Origin of the sequence: Leeuwenhoekiella parthenopeia (genome assembly GCF_020782115.1) — a bacterium.
GTDB classification, from domain to species: Bacteria; Bacteroidota; Bacteroidia; order Flavobacteriales; family Flavobacteriaceae; genus Leeuwenhoekiella; species Leeuwenhoekiella parthenopeia.
The window spans coordinates 145,545-166,470 of the sequence record NZ_JAJGMW010000001.1 but is presented as its reverse complement, the minus strand read 5'-3'; the positions used below and the strand labels follow the sequence as shown (position 1 = coordinate 166,470).

Here is a 20,926-nt window from a genome sequence, read left to right as displayed (position 1 = left end):
TGTATTATTTAATCTGGAATTTTAATTTTTAAAAGTTAAACTCAAAATTCACCAATATGACCAAAATTAAGCTTGCAATTTTTGCGTTTGTTCTGCTGCTCACCGGCGCAGACTTACTTGCGCAAACAAAAACCATCACGGGTACCGTTAAGGATCCGTCAGGAATGCCGCTACCAGGTGCCTCTGTAGCTGTGATAGGGACTAATAAAGGCGCATCAACAGATTTTGACGGGATGTTCTCAATCGATGGAGTTGCATCAACAGATAAAATTCTTATTAGTTATGTAGGTTTTGAAAACCAGGAACTTACTGTAGGTTCTCAAACAACATTCGATATTACTTTGGCAGAGTCTGCAGAGGCTTTGGAAGATGTAGTGGTAGTCGCCTATGGTTCACAAAGCAGAACCAAAGTTACCGGTGCTATTTCAACAGTTGACTCTGAAGCTATAGATGCCTTACCGGTAACCAACGCCGAGTCAGCCTTACAGGGTAGAGCTCCGGGTGTTACGGTAACCAATGCAGGTGCTCCGGGTACATCACCCAATGTACGTATTAGAGGTCTCGGAACTTTTGGTAATAATGATCCACTATATGTTATTGATGGTGTTATTGTAGGGAACCTTTCCGGTATCAGTCCAAATGATATCGGATCAGTATCCATATTAAAGGATGCATCAACTACTGCTCTTTACGGATCCTTAGGATCTAATGGTGTTGTTTTAGTAACTACCAAAAGTGGAAAACCGGGACGAGGAACACTTTCTTTTAATGCTTACAGTGGATTTCAAACGATCTACAAGCGTTACAATACACTAAATACCGATCAATATTTGCAATTTGCTAATGAAATTGGTGCTAATATCGACCGACCAGCAGATTTTTTAAATAATTACACAAACTTTCAGGACGCTATTTTTGAATCTGGTCTCATTCAGAATTATAATGCTGCTTATTCAGGAGGTAATGAAAACGGTACGTATCGGTTTTCAGCCAATTATCAGGATCAGGAAGGAGCTGTTATTAATTCTGGTTTTGAGCGTTTTTCTTTTAGAGCTACATCTCAATATACTACCGGTAACTTCAAAATAGGTGAAACGATGTCGGTTGCGTTTAGTAAAACTAAACCTATTTTAGAAAGCGGTGGTCGTTCTTTAATTGAACACGCTATAAAGGCTGCTCCCTATCTTAATATATATAACGATGAAAATTTAGGTGGTTTTCAAGGGCCTAACAGTGCAGCTGATGGTCAGGATGCCGAAAACCCGGTGCGGGTTCAAACACTTAGTGATTTTGAAACCCGAAACGTAGCTGTAATAGGAAACGTTTATGCAGAATATGAGATTCTAGACGGGTTAAGTGTAAGATCTCAGGTAGGTCTTGACTTTTTTGACGGATTGACTAATCAGTTTACTCCGGCTTTTAATGATGATGATTTAGGGGCTACCCACTTCCAAAACTTTGCATTTGCTCTAAGAGGAAGTACCAGAGGACAGGCAATTACATTTGACAATAGCTTGACTTATAAAAAAACGTTTAATGACGTTCATAACTTAGAAGCACTTGCCTTGGTTGAGCAATACACAAGTAAAACTGAAAGTTTTAGTGCAGAGGCGCGTAATACCATTACTAATGATATCAAAGAATTAGGTAGCGAACAACAAGCTGCGGGAAGTACAACTTTTGAGAACAATCGTTTGAGTTATCTGGCCCGTATAAATTACGATTATGATGATAAATACATCGTATCAGCCTCATTCAGGAGAGATGCATCTTCTCGATTTGGAGCTAACAATCGATGGGGTAATTTTCCCGCATTTTCATTAGGCTGGAACATAGCTCGAGAGGATTTTATGAATGATAGTGAAATTGGTACCCTTAAACTCAGAGGGAGTTATGGTATAACCGGTAGTGACCGAATTGCTGATTACAGATATTCTACTACCTTATTTAGTGACTTTGTTTACCCGGTGGCAGGTGTAGCTGCTATAGGTACCACTCCTAACGGCTTGGCAAATCCCGATTTAAAATGGGAAGAGACCAGCATGCTTAACGTAGGTCTTGATTTTGCCGCACTAAATAATAAGTTTACAGCATCATTAGAGTATTATAGAAATCAAAGTGATGAGTTATTAGTAGATATTCAGCTTCCTCTTTCTTTTGGATATAGTAGTTCAACTGTTGCTTCCAATGCTGCTTCGGTTCAAACCAATGGGGTTGAATTAGCTTTAGGATATAACGATTATGACGGTGATTTTACCTGGTCTGTTAATGTAAACCTGGGAACCAGCACAAACGAGGTTTTAGACCTTGGTGGAAGTACAGAACAGTTTTTCTTTGATGGTTTCGAAGGAGAGCGTGTTATAAGAGCTGAACCTGGAGAACCTCTGTTTCACTTTTATGGTTTAGTTACCGATGGTATTTATCAAAATCAAGCTGAAGTAGACGCTGTTTTTACAGCAAATCCAGATCAAGATGTAGTGCAGCCAGGTGATATACGTTATGTAGACACCAATAATGATGGTACCATTAACTCTGCTGACAGACAGATTATAGGTAATCCATATCCGGATTTAACCTATGGTTTAAATTTTGATGCCCGTTATAAGAACTTTGACTTCAATTTGTTTATTAATGGCGTCGCAGGTAATGATATTTACAACACGAATATCTATGATTTACAAGGTATGACCAGATTGTTTAATGCCGGAGTTGAGGTTTTAGATCGCTGGACTCCGACAAATCCATCGAATTCTATACCGCGTTACGACGGAGCGCCACAGAACGTTGTCGCTTCAGACCGTTTTGTAGAAGATGGTTCATTTATGCGTCTTAAAAATCTAAGCGTGGGTTATACTTTTGATGATACGGTTATTGATTTTGTTAAACGATTAAGAGTATATATGAGCGGTCAAAACTTAATAACGCTGACAAACTACTCCGGTTTAGATCCTGAAGTAGTAAGTAGAGCAGGAGAGGTTGGTTTTGATCGTGGGGATTATCCGCAGCCGGTTTCTGTATTACTAGGTTTTGATGTATCATTTTAAAAAAAAGAATTATGAAAAACTATAAAATTTTTGCACTGTTTGCCCTGGTTTTTGTGGTGACACAGTCTTGCGACGAAAGTAATTTGGAACTTACTAATCCAAATGCTTTAAGTCCTGAAACATTTTTCACAAACGAGGGACAGGTTCGATCTGCAGTAAACGCTTCTTATGCTCAAAATCAAACTAATGCGCTTTACAGTCGACTCTTATTTTACATGTATGATAACATGGGGCAGGATAACAGTCCTAATCCACAGCAGGAAGCAAACAAATTAACCTATAGTAGGTTTACGTTTGACTCGAGTAACACCGAGATTGCTGATTTTTGGGATAGTTGTTTTAAAGGTGTGAACAAAGCTAATTTTGTAATTTCAAACATTGATCGTATAAATGAAATTCCGGAATCTATTCTATCAGAAAGACTGAAAAATAAATATATAGCGGAAGCACGGTTTTTAAGAGGTCATTATTATTTCTTACTAGCCACACGTTTTGGTGGTGTGCCGTTGTTTAGTGGTCTTCCTGAAAGTTCAGAAGGTTTGCCACGTGCTACGCGTGACGAAGTTTTTGCCCAGATTATTGAAGATTTTCGTTTTGCAGCAGATAATTTACTTGCAAGAGGTGAAGAATTGAATGGGCGAGCAACTAAAGGTGCGGCTTTAGCCTACCTGGGTAAAGCACTTTTGTTTCAAAAGCAATATGATCTGGCATATGATGCCTTTGATGATATCACCGGTTACGATTTAGAGGATAATTATTTTGACAACTTCAAGGAAGAAACAGAACACGGAATTGAGTCTCTTTTTGAAATTGAATTTGACCGCGCCATTGGTACAGCTAATAAATGGGATTCAAATGTTAGCGCACAGGGCTTTAATGAGTCTACCTTTAGAGGTCAGGATTATGGAGTATTAGATTGGTTTAATGTATACCCATCACAGGATTTATTAGATGAATATGAAGAAGGGGATATTCGCTCAGCCGAAAACTTTTACTTTGAAGGCGACACATACAACAATGGAGAGGGTGTGATTGTAGCAAGTGATTTATCAACAACAGCGGGAATACGTCCTGCAGGATGGAGAAAATATCAGAATTATTACCGTCGTAATGCAGAAGAGCAGGAATCTGGTATCAATTTTAAAGTGATACGTTATGCAGATGTGTTATTGATGAAAGCTGAGGCTGCCAATGAAACAAACCGTACTCCGGAAGCTATTACTCTCATCAATCGTGTAAGAGAGCGCGCAGAGCTTGACCCTATAGATGATAATCTTAGTAAGCAACAGGTTTTTGACGCAATTGTACACGAACGTAAAGTGGAGCTAGCCGGTCAGCAGGTTCGCTTTGATGATATCATCAGATGGGGTATCGCAAGCACAGAACTAGCAGGTACCGGTTTCCAACAAGGGAAACATGAAGTTTGGCCTATACCGGATAGGGAAATAAGTGCCAATGACGCAATTAGTCAGGACGATCAGAATCCCGGTTATTAATTTGAATTGGTTTACCACAGAAGCAACACTATTTTTATAGTGTTGCTTCCGTGTTTTACAGCATTTATCTTTTTCTGAAACCTTTGTTTTTATGATACACCTTAGTTTGCGAATTGTTTTACTTGCCTGTTGTCTTCAGCTTTTGATTTCCTGTGGGAAAGAAGAGGAAGCAGCAGATAAGGCTGACGCTAAAGATTTTAAAATTTTCGAAAGTCTTGAGGCAGAAGCTACCGGAGTTTCGTTCACAAACACATTAACCGAAAACGATTCGCTTAACTATTTCACCTACAATTATATTTATATGGGTGGTGGTGTTGCGGCTGGAGATATCAACAATGATGGGCTTATAGATTTGTATTTTACCGGAAATCAGGTGCAGAATAAACTCTATCTCAACAAGGGAAATCTGCAATTTGAAGACATTACTTTGCCCGCAGGTGTGGGTGGAGATGGCCGCTGGTACACCGGGGTGACGATGGCCGATGTCAACGGGGATGGTTACCTCGATATCTATTGCTCGGTTAGCGGAAAATTTGAACCCAGAACTAATCAGTTATTCATCAATAATCAGGACAACACCTTTACAGAGCAAGCTAGCGCTTATGGACTGGCTGATGAAGGTAACAGTATTCAGGCAACGTTTTTTGACTACGATAAAGACGGCGACCTCGATATGTATCAGGCTAATTATCCTCCTACCAAATTCAGTTCACCAACCTGGGTCTATGAGCAGTATATGCGTAATCCTTCAGACCTGCAAACCGATCACCTCTACGAAAACACCGGTAACGGCTTTGTAGATGTGACCGATAAAGCCGGTTTGCGATCCTACAGTCTTTCGCTTAGCGCAACTATAGGCGACTTAAATAACGATGGCTGGCCCGATATTTACGTTTCCAGCGATTTCAATTCGCCAGACATGATGTATCTCAATAAAGGCGACGGTACTTTTAGTGAAGTGGTTAAAGAGGCCACGGCACAAACTGCATTTTACGGGATGGGGGTTGACATTGCCGACTTCAATAACGATGGTCTGCTCGATTTCTTTCAGGCCGATATGGATGCTAAAATCAACCGGCGCAAAAAGGCCAATATGGCGAGTATGAATGCCGATTTGTTTTGGAGTGTGGTAGATGCCGGGTTTCATTATCAATACATGCACAATTGCATGCAGATGAATAACGGGGTTTTTAATGCGGAAGGCATACCCGATTTTTCAAACATTTCCCGAATAACCGGAACATCTTCCACAGACTGGAGTTGGGGACCGCTGTTTGCCGATTTTGATAACGACGGCCTCAAGGATTTGTTCATTACAAACGGAACGCGTCGTGAAATTAATGATAACGATTACTTCAACCGTATTGAAGAGAAAGGCGGCATAGCTCAGGATAGTTTACTGTTTTGGAGCCAAAACATCCCTGAAGAAAAGCTCGACAATTTTATGTTTCAGAATAAAGGCGATTATGCTTTTGAAAAGGCCAATGACTCCTGGAATATCAGTTTTAAAGGTTTCTCAAACGGCGGTATTTACGCAGATCTGGATAACGATGGCGATCTGGAACTGGTCACAAACAATATTGACGATCCCGCTTCGATATTCAACAATAAGTCTTCAGAGCGTTCAAATTTTTTGCGGATAAAGTTTAAAGGCGAAAGTGCCAATGGCATGGGTATTGGTAATCGTATCTATTTGAAGACAGGCGATACGACTCAAATGCAGGAGCTTACCCTTACCAGAGGTTTTCAATCCTCGGTTGCGCCTGTATTGTATTTTGGGCTGAACAAGACCGAAAACATTGATGAGGTTCGTGTAGTATGGACAAGCGGGAAAGAAGAAGTACTTCGGGATGTTACTGCAAATCAGGAATTGGTTTTTGACGAAAAAAACGCAGTACAACCCGATGCGTCTCTATTAAAGCCTCAGAATGAAAGGCTGTTTGCTCAGGCCGGGGAGGGCATATTCCCAGATTATTTACACACTGAAAATACCTATGATGATTTTAAAAATCAGGTCTTACTACCTCATAAAATGTCTGAATTTGGTCCTGCTTTAGCAGTTGGCGATGTTAATAATGACGGTTTGCAGGATTATTTTATAGGGGGTGCAAAAGATCAGGAAGCCTCGCTCTTTATCCAGGAGCAGTCGGGAATAAGCCGCAAAGCTGTAGCCGCTTTTACGAAGGATAAAATCTATGAAGATATCGATGCTGCATTTTTCGATGCAGATGGGGATGGTGACCAGGATTTGTTTGTGGTAAGCGGTGGTTATGAGTTTGGTCAGAGTTCGCCATTGCTTAATGACCGTTTGTATTTAAATGACGGTAAAGGCGGTTTTAGCCTTGCCGAAGGTGCCCTGCCTGATTTAAAATCCAGTGGTGCCAGGGTTTATGCGGAAGATTTTGATGGTGATGGGAAACAGGATCTTCTGGTTTTGGGTCGCCAGACTCCCGGGAAATACCCATTCCCGGCATCTTCATACCTGCTGAAAAATACCGGGACCAGGGCTAATCCTAAATTTGAAGTCGCAAATGATATGCAACCCGAAGCTTTTAAAAATTTAGGCATGGCTACAGCCGCATCTGTTTCCGACTTTAATGGAGATAACAGACCTGATATCATCATCGTAGGGGAGTGGATGCCCATACGTTTATTTGAAAATACCGAAAACGGTTTTGTCGAGGTTTCTAAACAGGTCCTACCGGCTAAAGATACCACCGGATGGTGGTGGAGTATTGCTTCAGGCGATTTTGACGGGGATGGAGATGTTGATTATCTGTTAGGCAATAACGGACTTAATTATAAATACAAAGCTTCAGAAGAAGAGCCATTTGACATCTATGCCGGAGATTTTGACAGCAACGAAAACCAGGACATTGTACTCGGCTATTACAATGACGGTAAGCAATATCCCTTGCGTGGCAGACAATGCTCCTCGCAGCAAATTCCGGGCATAAAACAGAAATTTAAAGACTACGCCAGTTTTTCTGAAGCTACTTTAGGTGAGGTATATTCTGAAAAGTTATTAAACAGCGCCTTGCATTATCAGGTAAAATCCTTCGCCAGTATCTATCTGGAAAATGATGAGGGTAAAATGATTGTGCATGAATTGCCTCGTGCTGCGCAATTGTCTAGTGTAAACGGTATTGTTGTTAAGGATTTTAATAACGACGGAAACCTGGATGCTCTTTTGGCCGGTAATTTATACCAGTCTGAGATTGAAACTCCCCGAAACGATGCTTTTAAAGGGGTGCTATTGGCGGGTGACGGTAAAGGTGGTTTTACAGCAATACGAGCGGCAGAAAGCGGTGTTTTTCTTCCGGGAGATGTAAAAGCTCTCAAGCCTTATCGCATGGGCTCTGAAGACTATATTTTGGCGGCTAAAAATTCAGATTACCTTCAGGCGTTAAAAGTGAACTGATTTCTGTAAAAAAGAATACAGGTGTTTTTTATACACTAAATATAATTTTGTTTCTTTATATGTTATTTTTTAAGAATTTATTATGAAATTTTTCATTTCTAAAAAGCGCTTCAGCCTGCTGGTTTTAGTGCTGGTTTTCAGTTCGGTTATCGCTAATGCGCAGGACTATGTACCTGTGATGACTTTAGAAGATCGTCTTGATGATATGGATGATCAGAACCTGGCCTACCAATGGTCTGAAATGGCTATACTGGCTACCGCAAACGATACCGATCGTATCGCTCCCCGGCCAACAGTAACTTCCCGTTTTCTCGCTCTGATTTTTGTAGCGGTTTTTGACGCCTGGTCTGCTTTTGATGATGCGGCAATCCCGGTCTATATGGAGGGCTACGATAAGTTTCCGTCTGAAGCACAAACTCTGGCCAATAAAGAAAAGGCAATAAGCTATGCTGCTTATCATACCTTAAGAGAATACTATCCCTACGACAGCCTTCAGTTTAAAAAATTTATGCTGCACCTGGGATATGATCCTGATGATACTTCTTTAGATCCCACCACTGCTGTAGGTATTGGCAATCTGGCGGCGCAGGCAACCATTAAAGCCCGTTACCATGATGGTTCTAATCAATACGGGGAAGTAGAAGGATTTTCTATACCTTATTCAGATTATACAAACTATAAACCGGTAAATACGGTAGATCAGCTCAACGATTACGACCGTTGGCAACCCAAGTATTTTACACGGGATTCCGGCGAAAAATTTGCGCCCAGCTGCCTTACACCGTATTGGCAACTGGTAAAACCCATTGCGCTTAAGAGTGCCGATCAGTTCAGACCCGGGCCACCCCCAAAAGTAGGATCAGAACAGCTTCAAAAAGAAGTGGAAGAGGTGGTTGAACTGCAGGCCAATCTTACAGACGAGCAACGTGCACTTGTAGAATTTATGCGTGATGGTCCGCAATCTGTGCAACAGGCAGGACACTGGCTTAAGTTTGCCCAGCAGGTTTCAAAACGTGACAATCATAGCCTTGATGAGGATGTCAAAATGTTTTTTGCCAATCAGGTTACGGCTATGGATGCGTTTATTGCTTCCTGGGATTCTAAAATGTTTTACGACTCTGCCAGACCTTTTGCATTGGTACATCACTATTTCAAAGGAAAAGAAATCACCGGATGGAAAGGCCCCGGCCTGGGTACCGGCACGATCAAAGGAGAAGAATGGAGACCTTATTCACCATCAGCTTTTCTTTGCCCGCCCTTTCCCAGCTATACTTCCGGTCACAGTACCATAAGCGGTGCCTGCGCCGAACTTTTAAAATTATGGACCGGCAGTGACTATCTGGACGTGCAGGTAGAATTGGTTCCGGGTGCTTTAACAGAGCCTCAGGCATTGGGAGAGCCCATCATTCTTGATTTTCCCACCTTTACGCAAGCCGCAGAAATGGCCGGGATTTCCCGGGTAATGGGCGGCTATCACATACAGGCAGATAATATTGCCGGTCTGGAGCTTGGTCGCGCCGTGGCGCATCAGGTTTGGGATTTTTACAACTATCATACAGGACAATCCAATTACTAATTACAAAAATGAACTAATGCAAAAAACAGCAGAAGCTTACTCCAAATTAATGATTTTAAGTCTGATCTTTTTTATCGGATGCGTTTCGGAACAATCTGAAGAAAAAAAGGGTCTGAAAGACTTCAGTTCATTTCCCATTGGAGGGGCCGTTGAAATACGGCAGGTGCTGCAGGATACCGCATTAGAAGCCATTATTTTCGAGAACTTCACCAGTATTACGGCTACTTCAGATATGAAGATGTACGCTATTGCTCCGGAAGAAGGAAACTACAAGTGGGATCGAGCAGATAGTCTGGTAGCTTTTAGCCAAAGAAATGATCTGCGTCTTTTTGGTCATACTTTGGTTTGGCATTCGGGGACACCGCGCTGGGTTTTTCAAAAGGGTACAGAAGATAGCCTCTGGCTGGGTGATTTTCTTAAGACCTACATTCAGGATTATGTGGGCCGTTACAAAGGGAAAGTAGCTGCCTGGGATGTGGTTAATGAAGGTTTTGATACGCAGGGTGGCGAGTACAGAAAAACCCTTTGGTACAACAAATTAGGAAAGGAATACATCGCGAATGCCTTTAGATACGCTCACGAGGCAGACCCTGAAGCAGATTTATTCTACAATGATTTTAATCTGGAGCGTGATACGGCAAAACTTAACGGAGTGCTTAAAATGATTGAAGAACTTAAGGCAGATGATGTGCCCATTACCGGCCTTGGGGTTCAAATGCACCTGCGTATGGATATTCCCGATAGTCTAATACGTGAAAGTGTGCGTAAGATGGCTGCAACCGGATTAAAAATTCATTTTTCGGAACTGGATATCATCTTCAATACGCACGATGATACCCGTGGAGGTGGGGAGCAACTGTACAGCAGCGTCACCCCAAAAATGTTAGAGCAACAGGCTCAAAAGTATGAGATGGTTGCAAAAATTTATAGGGAAGAAGTGCCGGTTTCGCAGCAGTTTGGGATTACATTCTGGGATTTTACAGACCGCGATACCTGGATCAATCCGTTTTTTGACCTTAAAGACTGGCCTACCATTTATGATGAAAAACTGGAACCCAAACCTGCCTATTTCGGTTTTAGAAAAGGTCTTTCAGAATAACCTCATTTAATGTCTGTAGGAAGTTTTCCAAATTCGGCTTTAAAGCAACGTGTAAAATAGGAGGGCGTGGCAAAGCCTACTTTATAGCCTACTTCACTTACCGATTCTACGCCGTTTTCCAGAAGCTCTTTAGCCTTTTCCAGACGTATTTTTCGTATAAATTCATTAGCAGTCTGGCCCGTAAGCGCCTTGATTTTGCGGTAAAGCTGGCTGCGGCTCAGCGACAGTTCATCGGCCAGATTTTCTACATTGAGCTTGGGATCACTAATGTTCTGGTAGATGTAGTTGATGACTTTAGCTATAAATTTTTTGTCTAAAGAGCTGCTGTTAAGCTTCAGATCTGCCGTGCTCAGTTCCTGAAAATATTTGGTAAACAGTTTTTGCCTGTTGGCGATGAGCTGTTTAAGCTGGGAGCGCACAATTTTTATATTAAACGGCTTGTTGATATAGGCATCTGCACCGGCATCAAGACCGGCGAGCCAGTCGTCTGTCTGGGCTTTTGCCGTAAGCATAAGTACGGGTATATGGCTGGTTTTAATATCATTTTTCAGCTTGCGACAAAAGGTGACCCCATCCATTTGCGGCATCAGCACATCGGTAAGAATAACATCAGGTATAAATTTTTGAGCCAGATTAAGTCCTTCCTCACCATTGATGGCTTCGATTATTTTATACGATGTTTTAAGCTGTTCTTTAAGGTATTTACGCAATTCAAAATTATCTTCAATAATAAGTAGCGTGTTTAGTTTATCTCCCTTTTTGATTTCAGGTAAGGATTTCTGGGAGGTGGTAATCTCTTCGGGAACGGGCGTTTCCGTAATTTCTGCTTCGGGAACGAGATCGGTAACCGATGTGAGTTCCTGAGCAGAGAAATGCGCCTTGCCGAGACCCAGATAAATTCTAAAGCTTGTCCCTTTATTAACCTTGCTGCTCACTTCAATTTTACCTTTATTCATAATCAGAAAGCTGCGCACCACCTCGAGACCAATACCCGTGCCCCCATAGTACTGCTTATTCATCCCTTCTACCTGGTAAAAAGGGTCGAAAACTTTCTCAATCTCTTCTTTTGGAATGCCAAAACCGGTGTCTTCTACCTGAATTTCTAGGGCTTCTACAGGAGTTTCAGAGGAGATTTCCGGAAGGATTATCGGGGAGTCTGTGCGTCTTAGCCCTACTGAAACCAAACCATGATCGGGTGTCGCCTTAAAGGCGTTGGAGAGCAGGTTAAAAATGATTTTTTCCAGCATTCCCGGGTCTGCGTACACGTGCAAATCTTCTTCTTCAGATGCTATTTCAAGCGCGATATTACGCTGAAAGGCCTCTTCCTTAAAATGTGCGACAATTTGTTCGCAAAAGGGGGTGATGGCTATTTTTTCAACTTTTAGCGTTGTTTTATTGAACTGAAGTTTTCTAAAATCCATCAATTCATTGATCAATCGAATCAATCTTTCGGTATTTCTAAAAATACTCCTGTGCTTTTCGGCAATAGCCTTTGGAAAAGTGTATTCTTTATTGGTGATGATATCCTCAATCGGATTTTTGATCAGGGTCAACGGGGTGCGAAACTCGTGGGAAATATTTGTAAAAAACTGAAGTTTCCTGTTGTTAAGCTCTTCTTCCTGCCGGCGCTTATCGCGCTCGTATTGAATCAAACGCTTTTCGGCCAGTCTGCTTTGAGTAAATTGATAGCCTATGTAGGCCAGAATAAGGCTGAGCAGGATATAAAGTAAAATGGCCCAGGTTTGCTTATACCATGGGTGTAAGAGGCTTATGCTTAATGCGATGGGCTCCTCGGTCCAAACCCCGTCATTATTTGCGGCTTTAACCTTGAAGGTGTAATTTCCGGGAGGGATATTGGTATAGGTCGCGCTTTTGGCATTGCCCACATAGTTCCAGGAATTATCAAAACCTTCGAGAATATAGGCATAGCTGTTGTCTGAAGGTCTTGTAAAATCTATCGCAGCATATTCAATGGTAAATACCGATTGATGCGGTTTTAGAGTAAGCTTTTGGGTTGAAAACAGGACCTCGTGTAAAGGTGAATTCTCCGTCTTTGGACCCACTTTTTCATTAAACAATCGCAGTTCGGCAAAATACAGATCGGGTTGTTGCATAGAGCTGTTAATCGCAGCAGGGTCAAAGTAATTGATGCCTTTGTAATTGCCAAAATACAACCTGCCCTGATCGTCTTTCAAAACCGAATTGTTATGAAAGTCATTGGCCAGAAGCCCGTCATTTACCGTGTAATTAATAACCTCTTCACTTTTGGGATCGAAGTTTGAAAGCCCATTATTTCCGGCAAGCCACAATCGGTTTTGAGAATCACTTATGATTGAAGCGATAGTTTGCTTCTCTATTACATCCTGAAACCAGATGTAAGAGTCTGTTTTCTTATCGTATTTACACAAACCACCTCCGTCTGTACCAATCCATAAATTGCGCTCATCATCTAGAAACAGAGACAGAATGTAATATTGTAAATCCTCGCTATCCCTGTCCGCGTACATTCGGGCATTTTGTGATTGTACCTCGTAGCCGTCTGTCTTCTTTTTAACTGTAAAAAGACCTTTGGTAGTGCCAACCCAAAGCATGTCATTTTGATCGATAACTACTTTACGCACATCACAGTTGGCCATTCCGGCACTGCTGAACGCTTCACCATCCAGGCGTTCAAATTGATTTGTTTTAGGATCGAAGGTGATTAGACCGGCATTAAATGTGCCTATGTAAATCGTACCCTGCGAATCTTCGGCAAAGCAAATGGTACTGCGCGATGCCAGACCATTTTGACCGGTATAATTAGTAAATTGTTTAGATCCTTTTTTGAGAAAAAATATTCCCGCATTCCACGAACCGGCCCATAAATTGTCCTTACTGTCAAGAAAAAGTGCCTGAATATCGCTGGTGGTAAGGCCTGTTGCGATAGGGTTGTCAGGATCTATTAAATGGGTAAAGCTGCCGTTCTTTTTATCGTAAACGTCAATACCACCCCCGTCCATACCTATCCAAAGCCTCGAACGGTCATCTTCAAGTATTCCGGTAACCGAGCCGTCCTGTAGCGATTCAGTTTTGTATGGAATGCTTTCCAGATCCTTAAATTTATCATAATCAGGATCATAAAAACTGATGCCGTCGCTGTAATAACCCATCCAGATGCGATCATCTTTATCTACAAAAAGACTCCAGATAGAGTTTGATTGAATGAGGTTATCGCCAAATTTACTGTGGGTATAATTGTCCAGCAGGCGACCCTCCTGGTTGAGGATAAAGAGGCCGTCATTTTCGGTACCAACCAGGATCTTGCCGTAATCGATTTCGGTAATTGAAAGAATACGTTTTGTAGTAATGGGAAGCTCCCGGTAGTTGTACAGTTTTTCATTTAAGTCAAGCCGAAATAAGCCGTTACTGTATGTGCCAATCCAAAGATTGCCGTTGGCGTCTGCACGTATCTTGCTGATGTGATAGGGTATACGTGATTTAGTTCCGTTTAAGATAAACTCGCTTCGGTCGATTTGCCTGGTTTGCTCATTGTATTCAAACAAGCCTAATGAGGTACCCAAATAGATTTTAGACTGAACTATTTCAATACTGTTAAATCTGAGCCAGTCATTATTTATCGGGATTTTAAAGGGAATGGGGTCAATTTTTCCACTTTGTTTATTCACCTGGTAAACCCCATTATTGTGCGAACCTACAATTAAAGTGCTGTCGTTGAGACTGCTCACACAGTGAATGGCGAAGGGTTTTTCATTTTCCGCGATTAGCAGACTGGTGTTCTCAAAATCATCGGTTTCGGGCCGGTAGCGGTTTAAGCCTTTTTCGGTACCCAGCCAGATAGTACCCATAGCATCAGTGTAAATCGCGTGTACCAGGGAGCTGCTTAGCGACTGGGTGTCCTTCCAGCTCTCTTTGTAAGAGGTAAAGTTACTGCCGTCATACTTAAATAAACCTGCCCCGTAAGTTGAAAACCACAGAAATCCATTGGTGTCCTGCGCAAATGCCGTTACTGCACGCTGCACGGGAAGGTTTTTGACCTCGGTAAATTGAAGTTTCTCCTTTAATTCCTGAGCTTTCAGGTCTAAAGATCCGATGGCGCAGAAGAGTAAAATCGAAAAAAATATGCGGTTAACTATCATAAGTAAACGTGTACTCAGGCTATGCTCAAGGATAAGAACAATGACGTTTTTAAGCTGCTTTAAATCACTTTAAAACGGTCTGACCGGTTAAATTTAATCGAAGCTAGTGCTATTTGATCAGCTATTATTAGGGGTGTTCAGACTTTTTCTAAAAAACGGATGGATCAACTATTCGTATCAATGAGGCCTTTTGATGTAATTATTTTGAAATACTGTTTGTGTAAAATGACTTTTGATGAGTATATGCTAAAAATAATTGGTGTCCAAACTTTAGAAACCTAAGCATAAATGTAATCAAAACACTTTTTGTAATTTACGCTTTTTAGGCTTATAGTCTTTTAAACCATTTGAAAATTTTTTAGTCTAACCCGTAGATGGAATCTTTAAGCAAAATTATGAAGAGAAGTTTTACAGCATTATTAATCGGTTTTGGCCTTAGCCTTTATGCCCAAAAAGAAACGATTACCAGCCCCGAAGGATCCCTTGAGGTTGCCGTCGATGTAATGGATGGCAATCTGGTCTATTCGGTAAATTATGATGACACAGAGCTATTTACAAATGCCCCTTTAGGCTTTGTTACAAACGAAGGGGATTTCAGCAAAGGTTTGGTTTTTGTGGAAGCTGTAAAGGATGCTGTTAGTAAAACGTACGAGCAGGATAAAATCAAACAATCTCAAATTACGTATAATGCAAACACCCTTCGGTATACAGTACGTGATTCTAAAGACCGCCGATTTTCTGTTTTAGTTCAGGTAAGCGATAACGATATCGCTTTCCGGTATGAGATCGATAAATGGGGCGAAACCCGTGCTATTGTTGTAGAAAAGGAACTTACCGGCTTTAGCTTTCCGCAGGAAACCACTTCTTTTTTATCTAATGTGATGCGGCCAATGACCGGTTTTGCACGTACCGCTCCCAGTTATGAGTCGGCCTACACGGCAGACAAGCCCATAGCCGAACAAACCGCAGCGGGTGGTTATGTTTTTCCCGCACTCTATAAAATTAAGGATGAATATTGGGTTTTGCTTTCCGAAACCGGCGTGCGCAGTTTATATCCCGCTTCGCACTTAAGCGCGTATCAGGATGGTACTTTTTATATTGAATACCCCAATGAAAAAGAGAACAACGGTTTTGGCAGCAGCGGGGCACAGTTGGGCCTTCCGGGTATAACGCCCTGGCGTACAATCACCGTAGGCAAAAGCTTAAAACCTGTGGTAGAAACCACAATTCCCTGGGATGTGGTTGAGCCGCTTTACGAGCCTTCGCAGGAATACGAATATGGTAAAGGCAGTTGGAGCTGGATCATCTGGCAGGACGCCAGTATGAATTATGAAGACCAAAAAGCCTATGTGGATCTGGCAGCGGCAATGGATTTTAAATACATTCTCATAGATGCCTGGTGGGATGAGCGTATTGGTTACGAGCGTATGAAAGAGCTTATTGATTACGCTGCTTCTAAAGATGTGGGCGTTTTTCTTTGGTACAACTCTAACGGGATTGTAAACGACGCCTTCCAGACTCCGTTAAATAAAATGAATACTTCTATTGAACGTAAAAAAGAGATGAAATGGCTTCAGGAAGCCGGTGTGAAAGGCCTTAAAGTAGACTTTTTTGGTGGGGATAAGCAGGAAACCATGCGCATGTATGAAGACATTCTTTCAGATGCTAACGATTATGGACTGATGATTATCTTTCACGGTACCACCCTGCCTCGCGGATGGGAGCGCATGTATCCCAATTTTGTGGGTAGCGAAGCGGTTGTAGCTTCAGAAATGCTGGTTTTTGTGGAAGATGTACGTAAAAGAGAGGCTTATAACGCTACTTTGCATCCCTTCATTCGCAACGCTGTCGCCAGTATGGAATTTGGCGGCGTGGTGCTTAACGACTATTTAAATAGAGGAAACAAATCCGGACAAAAACGGCTGACTACCGATGCCTTCCAATTGGCGACGGGCGTGTTGTTTCAAAACCCGGTACAAATGTTTGCGCTTACGCCAAATAACCTGGACGATGCACCGAAGTTTCAGCTCGATTTCCTCAAAGAATTACCTACCACCTGGGATGAAACCCGTTTTATGGATGGCTATCCCGGAAAGTTTTCGGTACTGGCAAGGCGAAATGCAGACACCTGGTATGTTGTGGGGGTAAATGCCGAAGCCGAGCCTAAAAAATTGAATTTGGAACTTCCTTTTTTGGCGGGCAAAACCGTGAGCCTTATCAATGATGATAAAAATGGCGAAACTTCTACCCAAACGATTAAGATTCCTAAAAACGGAAAACTAAACCTGACGATGCAATCGGGAGGTGGTTTTGTAATTGTAAATGAATAAAACGATGAAGAAAAAAAATCTTTTTCAACTGTTAAGCTTACTGGCTTTTACTTCGGTTTTCGCCCAGAATCCCATTATACAAACCAATTATACGGCAGATCCTGCTCCTATGGTTTATAACGGTAAGGTTTATCTGTATACCTCACACGATGAGGACGATTCTACCTGGTTTACTATGGATGACTGGCGCCTGTATACCACAGAAGATATGGTAAACTGGACCGATCATGGTACCGTGCTGAGCTATAAGGATTTTGACTGGGCGCAGCGCAATGCATGGGCCCCGGTTACAACAGAGCGGGACGGTAAGTTTTATATGTATGTGCCTATAACAGACCGAAATGGGCAAAACGGAATTGGTGTTGCTGTGAGCGATAGTCCATACGGTCCTTTTATTGACCCATTAGGCAAACCACTCGTTCAGGAAAGTCAGGCAGATATTGATCCTGCGGTGTTTGTTGATGATGACGGGCAGGCTTATTTGTTCTGGGGAAATCCCGTGTGTTATTACGCAAAGCTTAATGAAGATATGATCACGCTGGGAAGCGAAATTCAGCAAATTCCCAATACGATAGAAGCATTTGGGAAGCGGGAAGGGGAACCTAATGAAAGACGTCCCACGACCTATGAAGAAGGTCCCTGGGTGTATAAACGTGACGGGTTATACTATCTTATTTTCGCCGCAGGGCCATTACCAGAGCACCTTGGCTATTCTACAAGCAAAAACATAACCGGACCGTATACCTACCAGGGCAAAGTGATGCCCAGACAGGGCGGGGCATTTACAAACCATCCGGGGGTGATAGATTATAAAGGGAAAACCTATCTGTTCTATCACAATGCAGCACTTCCCGGGGGTAGCGGCTTTACGCGTTCGGTGGCTGTTGAAGAGTTGAAATTTGATAAAGATGGAACTATCCCGGAGCTTCAAATGACCGATGGGATTGAGAAAAGTTTACAGGTTTTAAATCCCTTTGTAAAAACCGAAGCGGAAACCATTGCCTGGTCTGAGGGCGTCAAAGCTCACGAGAATGAGAACGTTGGTGTTTTTGTGACCGCAATGAAAAATGATGCTTACATCAAAGTAAAGGATGTTGATTTCAGAGCCGAAGGAGCAACCCGTTTTACCGCCCGTGTGGGAACCACCCACAACAGCGATGTAAGTATGGAAGTTCACCTGGACAGCAAAGAGGGGCCGCTGGTAACCGCTTTTAAGGTGCCGATGACGGGAGGCGACGACCGCTGGGCTTTGGTTTCTCAAGAGATTGAAAAAGTAAGCGGCGTGCACGACCTCTATTTCGTTTTTAAAGGAAAAGCAGCAACTAAAATTATGTTCTTCGATTACTATATGTTTTCAGAGAACTAAATTCAATTAATACTATGAACATCAAGAGCAGCATTTTTCTGATTTTTCTGAGCTTTTCGGCTTTTGCCCAACAGCCCGATATGACGCTGCGTTATGATGAACCCGCTAAACTTTGGGTGGAAGCACTTCCGGTTGGGAACGGCCGTCTGGGTGCTATGATTTATGGCGATCCGGATCACGAGATCCTTCAGTTGAATGAAAATACACTCTGGGCCGGGAAGCCGTATCGCAACGATAATCCGCAGGCTAAAGAAGCCCTGCCTCAGGTACGCCAACTTATTTTTGACGGAAACTATGCGGAAGCTGAGGATTTGGTCAATCAAAAATTTTTTAGCGGTAAAAGCGGAATGCCCTATCAAACGCTCGGGAAACTTCATTTGGACTTTAAAAATACAGGAGCAGTAACCGATTACGAGCGCACCTTAGACCTGGAAACGGCTGTGGCAACCACGCAATGGTCGCGAGATGATGTCGCTTATACAATGGAAGTTTTTTCGTCTTTCCCCGATCAGGTTATTGTGGTTCAACTTACCGCAAGTGAATCGGGAAAACTCAATTTTGCAGCTTCTTTAACCAGAGAGGAGCGAGCCACTTCTTTTGTTGATGATGAAAATACACTTCGTTTACAGGGAACTTCGAGCGATCACGAGGGTGTTGTAGGTGCCGTAAAATTTGAAGCGCAGGTAAAAGCAAAAACCAGTGGCGGAAGCCTTTCGCAAAGCGAAAACAAATTGGAAATCACCAACGCAGATGCTGCCACTTTATACATCTCGATGTCTACCAATTTTAAAAGCTATAACGATATCGGTGGGGATGCAGAAGCTAAAGCAATGTCTTTTTTAAAGGGCGCTTCTCAAAAGAAATTTGAAGATTTAAAGCGTGCACATATAGCAGATTATCGATCTTATTTCAATCGGGTTCAATTCAGTCTGGGCGAAACTACTCCCAGCTCGGAAACCACCGATGCCCGCGTTGCTAATTTTAAAGACGGAACCGATCTGGCCCTGGTGCCTTTGTATTTTCAGTTTGGACGCTATCTGCTCATTTCGTCCTCACGCCCCGGCGGCCAACCGGCCAATTTACAGGGTATTTGGGCAAATGACTTAAAACCGGTCTGGGATAGCAAATACACCATAAACATCAATACCGAAATGAATTATTGGCCTTCTGAAAGTACCAATCTTTCAGAACTCCACGAGCCTTTGATTCAAATGATACGCGAGTTGTCTGAAGCTGGAAAACAAACCGCCAGCGATATGTACGGAGCTTCAGGCTGGGTTGCCCATCACAATACCGATATCTGGCGCATTACCGGTCCGGTAGATGCGGCTTTCTGGGGAATGTGGCCTATGGGCGGCGCCTGGCTTTCGCAGCATTTGTTTGATAAGTATGAATACACAGGCGATACGCAATTTTTAGATTCGGTTTATCCCATTTTGGAAGGTTCAGCACGCTTTTTACAGGATTTTTTGGTTGAAGAGCCTAAGCATAACTGGTTGGTGATCGCGCCTTCTATATCACCTGAAAATGCGCCGTACAGCGATCATCCCGAGTCTGTGACTGCCGGAGCTACTATGGATAATCAGTTGGTTTACGATGTGTTTACCAAAACCCTGAGAGCTTCAAAAATTCTAAATAAAGAAGGTGAACTTTTAACGCAGATTGAAGCCAGCCTCAAGCGTTTGCCACCTATGCAAATTGGCAAATGGGGACAATTACAGGAGTGGATGTACGACTGGGATAATCCCGAAGATAACCACCGCCATGTATCGCATTTATACGGCTTGTATCCTTCCAATCAGATTTCGCCCTATCGCACCCCCCAGCTTTTTGAGGCGGCTAAAACTTCTTTGGAAGCACGTGGTGATGAGTCTACCGGTTGGTCTATGGGCTGGAAGGTAAACCTATGGGCGCGTCTGCTCGATGGAAACCACGCGTATAAGCTGATTCAGGATCAATTGACACCATCCATTCAACCTGATGGTAAGCAACGTGGAGGCACCTATCCCAATTTATTCGATGCGCACCCGCCCTTTCAGATTGATGGGAATTTTGGCTGCACGGCCGGGATTGCCGAAATGTTGGTACAAAGTCACGATGGCGCGATTCATATTTTACCGGCCTTACCCGATGCCTGGGAGAAAGGCGCTATAAGCGGACTTAAAACCCGTGGTGGTTTTCAGGTAGATTTGGAATGGGAAAATAATAAAGCCAAAACAATTAAAATTACATCCACATTAGGAGGCCTTTGCCGCATCCGTTCTTATGAACCTTTAAAAGGCCAAGGATTATCAGAAATTACTAGAGAAGTTGAAAATGGATTTTTCCAAACACCTGAAATCCCTGAACCCCTGATTGCAAATCCGAAGGAATTGACAAAGCCGGAACTCAAACCTGTTTTTGAATACGAATTACGAACTGAACCCGGACAAACCTATATACTGACCACAGGTTAAAC

At 42.5% G+C, this 20,926-nt stretch carries 9 protein-coding genes; 8 read left to right on the top strand and 1 reads right to left on the bottom strand.

Annotation, left to right across the window (positions count from 1 at the left end):
• Nucleotides 1-56: 56 nt before the first annotated feature.
• The 5 genes from LLW17_RS00620 to LLW17_RS00600 all read left to right on the top strand — a co-directional run bounded on the left by LLW17_RS00620 (nucleotide 57) and on the right by LLW17_RS00600 (nucleotide 10,636).
• Nucleotides 57-3,044 (top strand): SusC/RagA family TonB-linked outer membrane protein, encoded by a 2,988-nt coding sequence (locus tag LLW17_RS00620; protein ID WP_228228330.1) that lies wholly within the window; start codon nucleotides 57-59, stop codon nucleotides 3,042-3,044.
• Between the two features lie 11 nt (nucleotides 3,045-3,055).
• Entirely contained in the window at nucleotides 3,056-4,540 is a 1,485-nt protein-coding gene (locus LLW17_RS00615) for a RagB/SusD family nutrient uptake outer membrane protein (protein WP_228228329.1), read from the top strand.
• Between the two features lie 91 nt (nucleotides 4,541-4,631).
• Entirely contained in the window at nucleotides 4,632-7,961 is a 3,330-nt protein-coding gene (locus LLW17_RS00610) for a VCBS repeat-containing protein (RefSeq protein ID WP_228228328.1), read from the top strand.
• Between the two features lie 82 nt (nucleotides 7,962-8,043).
• The gene (locus LLW17_RS00605) at nucleotides 8,044-9,537 is read left to right on the top strand and encodes a vanadium-dependent haloperoxidase (RefSeq protein ID WP_228228327.1); all 1,494 of its coding nucleotides are present in this window, start codon (nucleotides 8,044-8,046) and stop codon (nucleotides 9,535-9,537) included.
• Nucleotides 9,538-9,553: 16 nt separating this feature from the next.
• Nucleotides 9,554-10,636, top strand: coding sequence for an endo-1,4-beta-xylanase (locus tag LLW17_RS00600; protein ID WP_228228326.1), 1,083 nt, complete (start codon nucleotides 9,554-9,556; stop codon nucleotides 10,634-10,636).
• A gap of 2 nt (nucleotides 10,637-10,638) precedes the next feature.
• On the opposite strand, the gene LLW17_RS00595 is transcribed toward LLW17_RS00600, so the two are convergent.
• Entirely contained in the window at nucleotides 10,639-14,772 is a 4,134-nt protein-coding gene (locus tag LLW17_RS00595) for a hybrid sensor histidine kinase/response regulator transcription factor (protein WP_228228325.1), read from the bottom strand.
• A 395-nt stretch (nucleotides 14,773-15,167) separates the two neighbouring features.
• On the opposite strand from LLW17_RS00595, the gene LLW17_RS00590 reads away from it, so the two are divergent.
• Genes LLW17_RS00590 through LLW17_RS00580 form a run of 3 tightly spaced genes read left to right on the top strand, consistent with a single transcriptional unit; the run spans nucleotide 15,168 to nucleotide 20,924 of the window.
• Complete coding sequence (locus LLW17_RS00590; RefSeq protein WP_228228324.1) at nucleotides 15,168-17,102, top strand: glycoside hydrolase family 97 protein; 1,935 nt, start codon at nucleotides 15,168-15,170, stop codon at nucleotides 17,100-17,102.
• 4 nt (nucleotides 17,103-17,106) lie between these two features.
• Nucleotides 17,107-18,468: a glycoside hydrolase family 43 protein gene (locus tag LLW17_RS00585; RefSeq protein ID WP_228228323.1), complete on the top strand. Its 1,362-nt coding sequence runs from the start codon at nucleotides 17,107-17,109 to the stop codon at nucleotides 18,466-18,468.
• A 14-nt stretch (nucleotides 18,469-18,482) separates the two neighbouring features.
• Nucleotides 18,483-20,924, top strand: coding sequence for a glycoside hydrolase family 95 protein (locus tag LLW17_RS00580; protein ID WP_228228322.1), 2,442 nt, complete (start codon nucleotides 18,483-18,485; stop codon nucleotides 20,922-20,924).
• The last annotated feature ends 2 nt before the right edge of the window (nucleotides 20,925-20,926 follow it).

Bases quoted from the DNA above. Each gene is read 5' to 3' on its own strand.
- LLW17_RS00590 (WP_228228324.1), top strand. From the start codon at position 15,168: ATGAAGAGAAGTTTTACAGCATTATTAATCGGTTTTGGCCTTAGCCTT.
- LLW17_RS00610 (WP_228228328.1), top strand. From the start codon at position 4,632: ATGATACACCTTAGTTTGCGAATTGTTTTACTTGCCTGTTGTCTTCAG.
- LLW17_RS00595 (WP_228228325.1), bottom strand. From the start codon at position 14,772: ATGATAGTTAACCGCATATTTTTTTCGATTTTACTCTTCTGCGCCATC.
- LLW17_RS00580 (WP_228228322.1), top strand. From the start codon at position 18,483: ATGAACATCAAGAGCAGCATTTTTCTGATTTTTCTGAGCTTTTCGGCT.
- LLW17_RS00615 (WP_228228329.1), top strand. From the start codon at position 3,056: ATGAAAAACTATAAAATTTTTGCACTGTTTGCCCTGGTTTTTGTGGTG.
- LLW17_RS00600 (WP_228228326.1), top strand. From the start codon at position 9,554: ATGCAAAAAACAGCAGAAGCTTACTCCAAATTAATGATTTTAAGTCTG.
- LLW17_RS00620 (WP_228228330.1), top strand. From the start codon at position 57: ATGACCAAAATTAAGCTTGCAATTTTTGCGTTTGTTCTGCTGCTCACC.
- LLW17_RS00585 (WP_228228323.1), top strand. From the start codon at position 17,107: ATGAAGAAAAAAAATCTTTTTCAACTGTTAAGCTTACTGGCTTTTACT.
- LLW17_RS00605 (WP_228228327.1), top strand. From the start codon at position 8,044: ATGAAATTTTTCATTTCTAAAAAGCGCTTCAGCCTGCTGGTTTTAGTG.